General features: G+C 64.1%; 12 protein-coding genes and 1 pseudogene. 11 read left to right on the forward strand and 2 right to left on the reverse strand.

Annotated elements, in window-relative coordinates; translation table 11 throughout:
* Positions 1-305: 305 nt before the first annotated feature.
* Positions 306-542 (reverse strand): prevent-host-death protein, encoded by a 237-nt coding sequence (locus ACYQ8E_RS02030; RefSeq protein ID WP_459859988.1) that lies wholly within the window; start codon positions 540-542, stop codon positions 306-308.
* Between the two features lie 299 nt (positions 543-841).
* Between ACYQ8E_RS02030 and ACYQ8E_RS02035 the strand changes: the two are divergent.
* The 4 genes and pseudogenes from ACYQ8E_RS02035 to ACYQ8E_RS02050 all read left to right on the forward strand — a co-directional run.
* A pseudogene (locus ACYQ8E_RS02035) lies at positions 842-1942 on the forward strand (IS4 family transposase); the annotation flags it as partial.
* A 952-nt stretch (positions 1943-2894) separates the two neighbouring features.
* Complete coding sequence (locus ACYQ8E_RS02040) at positions 2895-3281, forward strand: HEPN domain-containing protein (protein ID WP_066727779.1); 387 nt, start codon at positions 2895-2897, stop codon at positions 3279-3281.
* On the forward strand, positions 3254-3574 hold the full coding sequence (locus ACYQ8E_RS02045) for a nucleotidyltransferase domain-containing protein (protein WP_066727780.1): 321 nt from the start codon (positions 3254-3256) through the stop codon (positions 3572-3574). The genes ACYQ8E_RS02040 and ACYQ8E_RS02045 overlap by 28 nt, the downstream gene beginning before the upstream one ends.
* Before the next feature lie 281 nt (positions 3575-3855).
* Entirely contained in the window at positions 3856-4083 is a 228-nt protein-coding gene (locus ACYQ8E_RS02050; protein ID WP_066727781.1) for a hypothetical protein, read from the forward strand.
* Positions 4084-4352: 269 nt separating this feature from the next.
* Here the strand turns inward: ACYQ8E_RS02050 and ACYQ8E_RS02055 are convergent, their stop codons facing one another.
* The gene (locus ACYQ8E_RS02055) at positions 4353-5957 is read right to left on the reverse strand and encodes a phytoene desaturase family protein (RefSeq protein WP_066727782.1); all 1605 of its coding nucleotides are present in this window, start codon (positions 5955-5957) and stop codon (positions 4353-4355) included.
* Between the two features lie 187 nt (positions 5958-6144).
* Here ACYQ8E_RS02055 and ACYQ8E_RS02060 point away from each other — a divergent pair, with 187 nt between their 5' ends.
* From ACYQ8E_RS02060 to ACYQ8E_RS02090, 7 genes are read left to right on the forward strand one after another with little or no spacing between them, the layout of a single operon-like run.
* A complete protein-coding gene (locus ACYQ8E_RS02060) occupies positions 6145-7149 on the forward strand; it encodes an AAA family ATPase (protein ID WP_231875332.1) in 1005 nt (334 codons plus the stop codon).
* 6 nt (positions 7150-7155) lie between these two features.
* Entirely contained in the window at positions 7156-8013 is an 858-nt protein-coding gene (locus tag ACYQ8E_RS02065; RefSeq protein ID WP_066727783.1) for a DUF58 domain-containing protein, read from the forward strand.
* Positions 8010-8690, forward strand: a complete 681-nt coding sequence (locus tag ACYQ8E_RS02070; RefSeq protein WP_066727784.1) for a hypothetical protein — start codon at positions 8010-8012, stop codon at positions 8688-8690. Before ACYQ8E_RS02065 ends, ACYQ8E_RS02070 begins: the two co-directional genes overlap by 4 nt.
* The gene (locus ACYQ8E_RS02075) at positions 8687-9646 is read left to right on the forward strand and encodes a VWA domain-containing protein (protein ID WP_066727785.1); all 960 of its coding nucleotides are present in this window, start codon (positions 8687-8689) and stop codon (positions 9644-9646) included. Before ACYQ8E_RS02070 ends, ACYQ8E_RS02075 begins: the two co-directional genes overlap by 4 nt.
* Positions 9643-11004, forward strand: a complete 1362-nt coding sequence (locus ACYQ8E_RS02080) for a vWA domain-containing protein (RefSeq protein ID WP_066727786.1) — start codon at positions 9643-9645, stop codon at positions 11002-11004. The genes ACYQ8E_RS02075 and ACYQ8E_RS02080 overlap by 4 nt, the downstream gene beginning before the upstream one ends.
* Positions 11001-12137: a hypothetical protein gene (locus ACYQ8E_RS02085; RefSeq protein ID WP_157471885.1), complete on the forward strand. Its 1137-nt coding sequence runs from the start codon at positions 11001-11003 to the stop codon at positions 12135-12137. Before ACYQ8E_RS02080 ends, ACYQ8E_RS02085 begins: the two co-directional genes overlap by 4 nt.
* Positions 12137-12877, forward strand: a complete 741-nt coding sequence (locus tag ACYQ8E_RS02090; RefSeq protein ID WP_066727788.1) for an outer membrane protein assembly factor BamD — start codon at positions 12137-12139, stop codon at positions 12875-12877. Before ACYQ8E_RS02085 ends, ACYQ8E_RS02090 begins: the two co-directional genes overlap by 1 nt.
* The last annotated feature ends 121 nt before the right edge of the window (positions 12878-12998 follow it).

Genomic DNA, 12998 nt, shown 5'->3' on the forward strand with positions numbered 1-12998 from the left:
ACAAAGTGAGCCAGCCAAGGGGTGATCCCGCAATGGCTGACCGGGGCAGCCTCAGGCAACCGGGCAGAGCTATCCTCAGTTGTACAATTCGACGGCTGCCAAATCAAGTCAGGAAAGGAGGGGGGCAAGGTGGCGCGAGGCGGGGATGCGACAGGGGACGAGGCCAGCCTGGCGAAGATTTTCTTATGCCTCGACGAATGCTTAAATGTCAGGCCCAACCCTTGGCCTCCCCCGGGAGCCCGGTCTCCGATACACGTCGTCGTGACTGCCGATGTCGAGGAGAACAATCTCCCTCTCGGTGAACATCAGGCAGGCTCGTCGTCCCCGAGCGCTTTCAGCAGGTCGTCGGCGGTAACGAACTTTTGCACCCGGGCCAGGTAGGCTTCCTGCGCCTCCGCTACCAGTTGCTGGTAGCGCTCCTCCGAGAGGACCACGTAGTGCGGCTGGTTGTTGCGGATGACGTGGACATCCCCCTTGGCAATAACCTCGTCACCCGCGGCAAGCCCACGACGCTTGAGTTCCTGGGCAGGGATGGTATTCATGGCTGGTCTCCTCGGGGGACTTGATCTGGTACTGAGAAATCCTGCCCTGCCGGGACCTGGAATGCAACGATTCCCTTCTATTCAGCCTTCCTGTGGCGCATAGTGCAGGCGTCGGGGACTATCAGAGGAGGGCGATTTTAATGCCCAAAACACAGCAGTGTCCGGTTAGGTTTATGCAATCCGACTGATTGGGTAGAAATAACTGAAAAATCGAGTAGTTATGCGATTTTTCAGTTGACAAACCGTTGGGAGGTCGCGCGGATTTTTCGTAAATACCTGCTTTTAAAGGATTTACGAAAATGCCATTGCTTGCCCGCGTTCACCGTGCCCGGCTCAATGCCCGGTCCCTGACCAGAATGTTGACGCCGCTTACGGCCTCTGTCGACGATGCTCCCGCTCTTGAGGCCCGAGGAAACAGACCCTTGCAGATGACGTTCGAGGATCAGATAAAAATCCTGATCTACTATCACCTCGAAGAACACACTTCGGGGCGGCATCTGCTGCAGGTTCTTGCCCAGCAGGATTTCGCCGCAACACACATCGCGCCACCCCACGGCATCCAGAAAAGCGCCTTCTTCGAGGCCATCAACTCGCGGGGTTTGGAACAGGCGGCCCATGTCTATGAGCACCTTCAAAGACAGGCCACGGCCAAACTCCCTATAGCCAAGGAGATCGACGGCCTGGGGGAGCTGATCGCGGTCGACGGTTCCCTGATTGATGCCACACTCTCCATGATCTGGGCCGACTACCGAGACGAAGTCAAAAAAGCCAAGGTGCACCTGGGCTTCAATATTGGCCAGAGCATTCCGCACAAAATGGTCCTGACCGATGGCAAAGCCGATGAACGGCAACAGGCTGAGCGTCTTGTTGCTCCTGGCCAGACGGGGGTCTACGATCGCGGCTATCAGTGCTACAAGAACTTTGACGACTGGCAGGAGCAAAAGCGCCATTTCGTCTGTCGCATCAAGGCCTCTTCCCGCAAGACAGTGCTGCGAGAGAATCCTGTCGGTCCCGACAGTCACGTCTTTTACGATGCCGTGGTGTTGCTCGGCACCAAGGACATCAACCAGACCGCGCGGGAAGTCCGCGTGGTCGGTTACAGGGCCGACGGCAAAACCTACTGGGTGGCCACTGACCGCTTTGACTTGAGCGCCGAGCAGATCGCCCTGATTTACAAGCTGCGCTGGACGATCGAGTCCTTTTTCGGGTGGTGGAAGCGCCACCTCAAGGTTTACCACCTCATCGCGCGCAGCCCCTACGGCTTGCTGATGCAGATTCTCTCTGGATTGATTACCTATCTGCTGCTGGCCATGTATTGCCATGAGGAGCATGGTGAGAGGGTCAGCATCCGGCGGGTGCGCGAGTTCCGCAACAAAATCCGAAACGAAGCCGCCGAAGATGCGGTGGCTGACGGCTTAACGTCTCCCGGCTTCATTGATTGGGGATTAAGCGCTTGTGCAACTTCTTAACCGGACACTGCTGATGAGAAGTCGTTCTATGTCGAATATGTTTGAACAATCCATTTCTATCCAGGGGCCCCCGACGCTTGTATGGGGGGGGGCAGAGGGGACGTCCCTTTTTATTTTTCTAATTGAGGTGCGCATTGATCGGAATTTCGCGGGGACAGGCCCGGAACTCCTCTTCCGTAACAGATAGTTGCAACCATATTTTGTCACACAGAATCAAGGTCTCATGCCGAACCTCCTTCCCAAGCTCTTCCGCCTTAAAATCGACCGCTTCCATAGCGCCGTCCCGCACAAACCCCTTCTGAGTCCGGGGGATACCTCACTTAATTACGACGGTTGCGCTCCCTGGTAAATGACCGGCTGTGATGACAGCGGCCTCTGGTCCCTCCGCGTTGAATACACCAACCTCGTCACCACCACTTCGTCAAAGCCGGGGGGGGCAGAGGGGACGTCCCTTTTTATTTTTCTAATTGAGGTGCGCATTGATCGGAATTTCGCGGGGACAGGCCCGGAACTCCTCTTCCGTAACAGATAGTTGCAACCATATTTTGTCACACAGAATCAAGGTCTCATGCCGAACCTCCTTCCCAAGCTCTTCCGCCTTAAAATCGACCGCTTCCATAGCGCCGTCCCGCACAAACCCCTTCTGAGTTCGGGGGAAGCCTCACTTAATTTCGACGGCTGCGCTCACGGGTAAATGACCGGCTGTGATGACAGCGACCTCTGGTCCCTCCGCGTTGAATACACCAACCTCGTCACCACCACTTCGTCAAAGCCGGAGAATCTACTCATCTGCTCGCCCGCGCGAAAGACAGAAAGATCACCCTCCCCAGGAATGAAGTTTCCCGCTGGCATTTCAGGTGGTTGGCTGATATAGTCAATTTCCATGGAGACGCGCACCGAGGAATGGCTCCGCCAGTCGGATTATGATCTTGAGACCGCCGAAATCATGTACCAAAGCGGGCGGCAGATCTATGCCGTCTTCATGTGCCATCTGGCCATCGAAAAAGCCCTCAAGGGCCTCCTCTACGATCGACTCCGCGAGATTCCGCCGAAGAGCCACAGCTTGGTGCTGCTGATGACGAAGCTGGAGGAACGGCCTCCCGAATATCTGGGCAAAGTGATCGTCAAGCTCAGCGAAGCAAGCATACCAACCCGGTATCCTGATGATCTTGCCAAAGTGCAGCGGGATTATTCAGCCGACGTGGTTCGAGAGCTCCTGGATCGCAGCAGGGAGGTAGTCGTATGGATAAAAAAGCAGTTGTCACCATAGTTGAGCAGTTCACCCGTGAACTGCAGGCACGCGGCATCCAGCCGCAGCAGGTGATTCTCTACGGCTCCCAAGCTGCCGGCACGGCAACCGAGGCCAGCGATATCGATGTGGTGGTCGTATCGGAGAGCTTTGCCGGGAAGAGTTACTGGGAGCGAATCGAAATCCTGACCGATGCCATCTATGCGGTCTATGCACCGATCGAAGCGGTCGCCATGACGCCGAAGGAGTGGCAGGCGGGTGATTCCATGATCGTCGATTTCGCCGGCAAAGGGGAGGTTCTGTATGCCGCGTAAAGAACCCCCAGCGGGACGTTCCTGATGTGTCACAGGGGTTTGCGAGATGGTATAAGGACATGTCTGTAGGGCTTGGAAAGTTGGAAAATTCTGCTGAGTTTAAAACCTTCCAGGCCCTACTGCCCCCCTGACCCTATTTCCCCATTCTTTGGAATTATCTGCTTAAATTTCCGACAATTTTGGTTATAGTTGAATCATGCCCTGGCACTCGTCGCCGGTGCCGGGGCTTTTTTCATACTCAGATGCACGATTTCGCCGCGGAGGGAGAAAGGTCACACCCCATGGCGCAAATCCTCCACCTGCACTGCCGATACTGCGGCGAGCGGTTAAAGAACCGCTCCCAACCCTACTGTCCCGCCTGCAACCTCTACCTCTGCTACCGGGCCATGCCGATTCTGCTTGGCATGGTGCTGACCGGCCACCTCGCCCCCGACCTGGCCAACGTCGCCTGGGCCCTGGAGAAAATCCCCTCGGGCTACGACGACGACAACGCCCTGATCATGGAATAGACCAGTGGCTATCGGGTGCCCCATTTAAAGGCGCCGGTCAATAGGATAAAAATTTTTCTGGCTTGGAAAGTTGGAAAGTCCTCGTATTTTTCTAATATTCAAAGACCCGACTGCCCTACCTTTGATCGCAGGAACGGCTTGTCCTGGATGCGGAGGTCAATTGGGTCGTACCTTGAAGATTTGAAGATCATCAGGAAGTTCACCTTCAAGGCTTTGACCCAACTGCCCACGGAAGCTTGCGTGTTTCCCCGCCCCCATCCCGGGCAAGCTCAGGGAAGTGTTGGCGGAGGGGTGAGCGGGGGATCATCGAGGAAGCTCTTCAGGGCCTCATAACCGGGCCGGTTCATCTCGTGCAGGACAATCAGGCTGGCGTTGGCCGCCGCTTTGACCGCCATCGGCACGCCGCCGCCGTATTCGCCGCAGTGGCCGCCGAGCAGCAGGCGCTTAACCGGCGTCTGGTGATGGGCGACCCCGGCGCGGATGTTGCGGCCGGTCGGTTTGACACCGGAAAAACTGCCGCGGGCGTTGCCGGTGTAGCGCCAGTAGGTGATCGGCGTGGCCAGCTCCATCACCTCGATATGTTGCCGCAAACCCGGGGCGAAGGCGGCTTCGACCCGTTCAAGCAAGGTGGCGGCAAATTCCTGCTTGAGTGCCCGGTAGGCCGGGCCACGGACCAGCCCTGGTTCCGTTCGCCAGAAATTCTCGTAACCAAAATCGGCACTGCAGTGAATGGTCAGGGTCCCTTTCCCCGGCGGCGCCAGGGAGGGGTCGCGATGGGAGGGGGCAAGGACGACGAGGCTGCAGCGCTGCGGGTCGCCGCTGTTATGCTCGGCCCGCGTCGCATCGCTGCGCATCAGATGCAGGGCCTCTTCGCCGAAACCGAGTGCCGCCGGAGGGCAATCGAGGCCAAGAAAAATGCTGAAGCTGGAGGGGTAGAGGTCGGCCTGCTGCAACGCCTGCTGCAACCGTTGGGGAATCGTCCCTTCCGGCAGCATCCGCTGGTAAAGATGGAGGCTGTCGCAGGCGGCGATGACGTAACGGGCTTTCACTGCCATGCCATCGGCAAGACGCACCCCCGCCGCTGCACCCTGGTCATCGAGCAGAACCTTCTCCACCCTGCGATTGAGCAGCACTTCCGATCCCGCCCCCTCGATCCGCTCGCACAGCCAGGTGGCAATCGCCTGGCTCCCTCCCGGCGGACAGCCCTGGAAGTTGCCGGAAAAAGCCCAGCCAATCGAAACCATCACCGCCATGAGCGAATCATGGCCGGCGAACAGGTCGGCGCCGCCGCTGGCTCCGAAGTAACGCTGCAGCCCCTTTTCGACCGGGGTGCGCAGGTAGCGCAGGATGGGGAGAGACCAGCCGAGCATCTGCAGCCCCCGCAGCGCCCGGTCGACGCCGCTCAGGGTGGCGCCGCCGACGGTGCGGGTGTCGAGCCGTTCCAGACGGCGGCCGAGGCGTTCGCCATCCCGGAACAGGGCACGGATACCACGCTCCGCGCCGGGAAAATCGCGCACCAGCTCGCCGCAGAGCTGGCGCGGATCGCTGGTCAGAAGATAGTCGAAGTGGTCGCTCTTGAAGCGCTGGATACGGTGCAGAGGGGGACACTCGGGGGGGGATGCGCCGAGATGACCGAAGATGGTGCGGACAAAGCCGTTGGGACCGCACTGGTTGAGCCATTCGATGGAACTGCTGAAACGGAAGCCGCGGCGGTCAAAGCCGGCGAGGTAGCCGCCGACCTGGGACTCTGCTTCGAAAACGACCACCCGCAGACCGCTGCGGGCGAGCAGGGCCGCGGCCGTCAATCCACCGACACCGGCGCCGATTACGGCGACATCCATCTTTTCCGGCAGCGGGTCCGTCGATCCTGACATGGCGGCACCTTGGGCTCTGAGGTGATATTTTTACCCGGCAACAGTAGTGGCGGGCGGGGGTAGTTGTCAATCGAATCCGGCACCACCGGCAAGTTCCGGTGCGACTTCTTCCTTCTTGAACTGCCGAGAGCAGCTGTCTATACTCGGATAACCGGCCGCCGGCCGCGCTTTCATCCCGGGAGGAACCGTGCCGATCCCCACCCCGAGCCAGCAAGTGACCGACAAGGAGCGCGACATCACGCGCCTGAGCGCCTTTGTCGAACCGCTCTTCCATGAAATGGGCAAGCAGATCGTCGGCCAGCGCGAGCTGGTCGAGGCCTTGCTGATCGGCCTGCTCAGCTCCGGCCATGTTCTCATCGAGGGTCTTCCCGGCCTCGCCAAGACCCGCACCGTAAAGACCCTGGCCAGCGCCCTCGCCCTCGATTCCGGGCGCATCCAGTTCACTCCCGATCTCCTCCCGTCGGACCTGCTCGGGGCGCCCGTTTACCATCCCGGCAGTGGCGCTTTCAGCGTGCGCCGCGGTCCGATTTTCACCCACCTCCTCCTCGCCGACGAAATCAACCGTGCCCCGGCCAAGGTCCAGTCGGCGCTGCTGGAGGCGATGGAAGAGCAGCAGGTGACTATCGGCGACGAATCGCTCCCCCTCCCCGAGCCGTTCCTGGTTCTCGCGACCCAGAACCCTCTCGACCACGAAGGAACCTACCCCCTCCCCGAGGCGCAGCTCGACCGCTTCATGCTCAAGGCCCTGGTCGGCTACCCGAGCCGCCGCGAAGAGGAAGAGATCCTCGCCACCATCGAGGAGGCGTCCTGCCGCCCGGTGCTGCCGGTCCTCGCCGCGGCCGAGCTGGCGGCGGCCCGTGCGGCAGTACGTGAGATCTTCCTGGCGCCTTCGCTGCGAGGTTACATTCTCGACCTGGTCGCCGCGACCCGGAACCCGGCCACCAGCGGCCTCGCCGAACTGGCGCCGTTCCTCGAGCATGGCGTCTCTCCCCGCGGCGCCATTTTCCTCGCCCGCGCGGCCCGCGCTCACGCTTTTCTCGCGCACCGTTCCTATGTCGTTCCCGACGATATCCTGAAGGTCCTGCCGCTGGTCTTCCGCCATCGCCTGGTGCTCTCCTTCCAGGCCGTCGCCGAAGGGGTCGATGCCGACCAGCTGCTGGAACGGGTCGCCTGCCACATCCCGCCGCCCTGAGGTTCGATGACCACTCCCGCCGATCTGCGCGCCCTGGTCCGGCGCCTGGAGCTGCACTCCCGCCGCCTGCTCGACACGCCGCTGGCCGGTGATTATCGCAGCCGGATGCGCGGCCGCGGGATGGAATTCGCCGCTCTGCGCCCCTACGAGGCCGGCGACGACCCGCGCGCCATCGACCCCTTCGCCTCGGCCCGCAGCGGTCGTTTGCACGTCCGCCTGCAGCAGGAAGAGCGGGCACGGGAAATTGTGCTGCTGGCCGACCTCTCCCAATCCTGTACTCCCGCCAAACGGGAGCTGTTGACCGAAACCGTGGCCCTGCTCGGAGCGGTCGCCGTCAACCACCGGGACCGGGTCGGTTTGATCGCCTTCTCCGACCGCATCGAACTGCTGGTTCCAGCTAGCGGCGGCTGGCCGCACCTGCGCCGGCTGCTCGCTGAGCTGCTCGCCTGCCGACCAGCCGGGAGCGGCACCGACCTCGCCCTCCCCTTTGCCACCGCCGCCCGGCTGCAACGGCGTAGCAGCCTCTGTTTCGTTCTCTCCGACTTCCACGCCCCCTGGCCAGCCACGGCCATCGACCGTTGCCACCTCCGTCACGACCTTTTGGCCCTGGTCCTGCGCGACCCCCGCGAGCGCGACTGGCCGGCGGGTGGCATACTCCGGGTCGGTGACGCCGAAGCGGGCCGGCACGGGCTGCTCGACCTGCACAGTCGCCAGCGCCGGGGCATCGTCACTGCCTGGCAGGAATGCGACCGCACCCTGGCGGCCCGATTCAGCCAGCGTGCCATCGACCATGTTTTTCTGCAGAGCGGCACCCCCCCATTGGCGGCCCTGCGCGAGCTCTTCCAGCGCCGGAGGCGAACATGAAGCGGTTCTGCCTCCTCGGTCTTGGCTGGCTCCTCCTCACCGCGGCAGGACCTACTCCGCAACTCAATCCACCCCGGCCCCGGCTCGGTGAGCCCTTCGTCGCCAGCTACCCTCTCCCGGAACCGGGTCTGAGGCTGACGGGGCTACCGGCGCTCCCCCCCCTCGAACTCCTCGCCCCGCCCCACACCAAGGATGGCGAACTGCGCCTCTACCTGGTGGCGATGCGACCCGGCCCGGTGCGAATTCCCACGCTGCTGCTCGAAAGTCAAACCGGCACCCGGGTCGAGACAGCAGCCGTCGAACTCCAGGTCGCCAGCGGCCTGGCCAGCGACAGCGCGATCGCGCCTTTCAAATCCTTGCCCTCCCCGCCGCCAGCCCCGGCAAGTCGCTGGTGGCCCCTGTGCTTCCTGCTCCTCCTCGCCGGTAGCCTGGCGCTGCCGCTCCTGCGCCGGCGGTTGCGGCGCCCGCAAACCGGGCCCCCCGGCGATGCCGAGGAGCTGCTTCTCACCCGGCTGCAGCGGCAACTCGAGGCTGCGCCCGGCGAGGAGGACCCGGCCTGGCGGCAATTGCACGAGGAACTGCTACGGTTGCGTTTTGCCCCAGGTCCCCGTCCGCCGCAAGCGGTCGCGCACCTCGCCGAAAAAATAGCGCTGCAGACCGGGGGGGCAGCGCCATGAATTTCGCTTTCGAACAACCGGCCTTGCTCTGGGCCCTCCCCCTCGCCCTGCTGCCGCTCCTGCCGCGCCGGGTGCGGACCGTGCCGATCTCCACGCTGGATCACCTGGCCGCCGCCGGCCGCAGCTGGCGGACCCGGCTGGCGGCGCTGGAACCGGTGGTGGCGCTGGCAACTCTGCTGCTGCTCATCCTCGCCCTTGCCGGGCCGGTTGCGTTCACGGAGAACCAGCGGGTGATCCGCCGCGGCATCGACCTGATGCTCGTCCTCGACATTTCGGCGAGCATGGGGGCCGCCGACATCCCGCCGGACCGGCTCAGCGTCGCCCGCGCTGCCGCCGCCGAATTCATCGCCGGCAGAAGCAACGACCGGGTCGGCGTCGTCCTCTTCGCCGGCATCCCCTACCTGCTGGCACCGCCGACCCTGGAGCGGGCGCCGCTGTTGGCTCGTCTCGCCGCCATCGAGCCCGATCGCCAGGGGAGCGGCACCGCCGTTGGCGACGCCCTCGCCGCTGCGGCGGCACGGCTGGCCGGCTCGGATGCGGCCAGCCGCGCCGTGATCCTGCTGACCGACGGCAGCAACAACCGCGGCCACCTGACCCCCGTGGCGGCGGCCCGGGCCGCGGCGGCCCTCGGCATCCGCATCTACAGCATCGGCTACGGAACCAGCAGCGGCGCCCCCGTCCCCCTCGCCAGTCCGGCCCCGCTGTTGCGGGAGAGCCTTCATCCCGAACCGCTGCGCGAGATTGCCCGCCTTACCGGCGGCCGTTATTTCCCGGCGAGCGACGCGTCGACGCTGCGGGAAGTCTACCGCCAGATCGACGCCCTCGAGACCAGCCCGCTGGAGACCAGGGTAGAACGGCGCGCCACCCCCCTGGCGCCGGCGCTGGCCCTTGCCGCCGCCCTGCTGCTGGGGCTCGAACTCCTCCTCTGGCGCTGCTGGCTGCGGAGGGTGCCATGACAGGGCTGCTGCTCCTTCTGATTGCGGCCCTGCTGCTGTTGGCGGAACGACGCAGTCGCCGGCTGCTGCGCTATTGCCGGTTGCAACCCCGTACCCTGCCACGGCTGGCCGGGGATGCCTGCGCCCTGGTCGCTCTCGGTCTGCTCCTGTTCAGCAGCAGCAAGGTTCCGCAGGGGGAAACAAGAACTGCCGATCTGGCGATCGCCATCGCGGTCGATGTCTCGGCCAGCATGACCGCCACCGATCTCCTCCCCTCGCGCCTCGACCGGGCCCGGGCCGAGATCGCGGCCCTGCTGACGGCCCTTCCCGGCGCACGCTTCGCCCTGCTCCCCTTTGCCGGCGAAGCGGTCCTGCAGGTGCCACTGACCAGCGATACCCGCGCCCTCGGCTTCTTCCTTTCGGGGCTGGACAGCAGCACCGTCAGCGCTCCCGGATCGGCGCCCCAGGAAGCTCTGCTAGCAGCCCGCCAGGCCCTGGCCGATGCCGGCGGCGTTCGGGCGATCGTTCTCTTCAGCGACTTCGAGCGCACTCACCCCGAGCCGCCCCCTCCCCTGCCCCGGGACCTCCCTGTCTACCTGGTCCCCCTCGCGACGACGACCGGCGCCACCGTTCCCGGGCACAGCTTGCGCGGAAAACCGGCCACCAGTCGCCTCGATCGACCGGGTCTGGTCGAATTTGCCCGGGATTGCGCCGCCAGCATTGTCGAGTTGCCCGGGACCGGCCTGGCCGCGGAGGGTCTGGCCGCCCGCCTGCGACCATTGGGGTCATCCCCGGGCTCCGCCCCCCCGGTCCCCTGGCTGGTTCTCGCCCTGGCGTTGCTGCTGGCCCGCCAGCTTCCCGGTCTCCCGGGCTGGCGACCGCAAGCTGCCGCCGGCCTCCTCGCCCTGCTGGTTTTCGCCGCCTGCTCCCCGGCCCAGGAAGAACCACCGGGTCGCGACGATTTTTCCCGCGGCGTGAGCGCGGCCGCCGCCAGGGACTATCCGGGGGCGGCTGCAGCCTTTGCCGCCGCTGCAGCGAGCCTGGAGGGAGAGGAGCGGGGAATCGCTCTCTATAACAGCGGCAGTGCACTGCTGCAGGGCGGTCAGGCGCCGGCGGCGCTCCCGCTCCTGGAGGAGGCGCTGCTCCTCCTCCCCGGCGACGCCGAGGTCCGTCGCAACTTCGCCCTGGCGCTGCGGGAGGCCGGCGACCAGGCCGGCGCCGGGGTCGGCGAGGAAATGCCATCCCGCCCCGACCATGGCGCTGACGGTTTTTCTGCCGAGCAGGCCCTGCAACTGCTGGAAGCGGTCCGCCCCGCCCCCGGGGCGCCGCCGACCGCCACCGGCAGGGTCTTCGAACGCCGCCCGGAAAAGGACTGGTGATGGCGCGCCTGCTCTTTTGCCTGTTGCTCCTGGTCCTTGGTGCGGCTCCGGTTCCCGGGAGTGCGAGCACCGAATCCCCCCGGGTCCGCTTGCTCGCCTCCAATCCGCTCCCCTATCTCGGTGAGGAGCTGATCCTGACCCTGGAGTTTGCGTACCAGCAGCGCCCCCCGGGAAACCTCACGCTGGTCTGGCCACTCCTCGACCGCTTTGCCATCGAAGAGCTCCCGCCTAGCCGGCCGCGACGGGTCGCGGTGGCGGGAGAAGCCGCCGAAATCATCGAAAGCCAGCGCCTGCTGCTGCGTCCCCTGGCTGCGGGACCGGTGCTGCTGCAAGGGGGCGGGGTACGTCTGGCGGATGGCCGCCTGCTGGCCGCCCCGGACCTCCCCTTGCGGGTCCGCCCCCTCCCCGGCGCCGGTCGCCCACCCGGCTTCCGAAGCCCCCCCGGTGCGATCGACCTTACCCTCGAAGCGGCCGGCGCCGGGCTGCGCGAAATCAGCATCTCGCTGCGGGGGAACGCCTGGCTGCAGGGGTTCGCGGTGCCGACCGCCACTCCGCCCCGGGGCGGACGGTTGATCCCCCTCGGCGAGGAAATGGCCGGGGTCCCGGGGGGACCGCGGAGCCGCACCTTCCGCTACCTTTACGATCCGGGCGCCGATCCCCGGGCCCTGCCCTCGGTCGACCTGACCATTTTCGACCCCGGCCACAGCCAATACCGGCAACTGCACGCCGGCCGCCAAAATAGCGGAAGGAGCTTCCCCGTTATTCCTGTCGCCCTCAGCCTCCTGATCCTCTTCGGCCTGGCCCGTCACCAGCTGCGCCGCCGCCGCAGCCTCGCGACCCTGTTGCGCCAGCTCCTCGGTCGCTCACCGCAAGGACTGACCAGCGCAAGGATCCGGCAGGAGCTGGCCGCCCGCGGCGCGGCTCCGGCAACGGTCGCGCTGTGGGAAGCCTGGCGCAGGGCCGAGGACGAGGAGCGCTTTGCACCAACCCCGTGCGGCGACAAGGCACGGCGCCTTAGGTTGCGCTCCCTTCTGCGCCGGGCGCTCGCAAATGACATTGACAAACGCCGGGGGTTCCCTTACCTTCAACAGGTTCGAAACCGTGAAATTCCCACCCAAGAGGTCATGCGCTGATGTCGTTGCCACGCCTTTCGCTCCTGCTGTTGCTCCTCTTTCTCGCCGCCTGCAGTTCGACCATCGTTCCGCCACCCAAGTCTGCCGCCACCTATTTCCAGGAGGGGGAGAACTACTTCGACAAGGGACTCTATGACGAAGCGGTTACGGCCTGGGAAAAAGTCCGTGACAGCTACTATTCCCCGGAACTCAATGTGCTGGCCGAGATGAAAATCGCCGAGGCCTACTACCTCGGCGAACGCTACGTCGAGGCGGCGACCGCCTACGAGGATTTTCTCAAGCAGCACCCGGACCATGAACGGACCGAGGAAGCCATCTACCGGCTCGGCATGTCCTACTATCACCAGATTCTCTCCGCCGATCGCGATCAGACGGCAACCCGTAATGCCCTGGTGACCTTCGAAACCTTCCTCAAGCGCTTCCCCAAATCGAACCGCAGCGAGGAGGTCGCCGTCTTTGCCAGCCGCTGCCGTGACCGCCTCGCCGAACACGAGCTCTACGTCGGGCGGTTTTACCTGCGCACCGGTCATCCGGAGGCGACCATCGGCAGACTGCAAGCCCTGCTCAAGGATTACCCCAACTTCATCGGCCGCGACTCGGCCTGGTTTTTTCTCGGCAAGGCCTACCTGGAGACTGGCAAGCGGGACCAGGCGGTCATCGCATTCAATACCCTTTACCGCGATTTTCCGGAGAGCGAATATATCCTTCAGGCGCAGAAATACGTGGAAAAGAAATTCTGAGAAACTTCCAACCAGGAGCTTGCGGCGGCCCCTGAATGGAACCCAAATTTCCGAAATTTTTCTTTTGTTTTCAAATATTTGCTACTCTTGTGGGCCACCCTGCCCGGCACCCTTTTTTGCT

This window comes from Desulfuromonas carbonis (assembly GCF_054658035.1).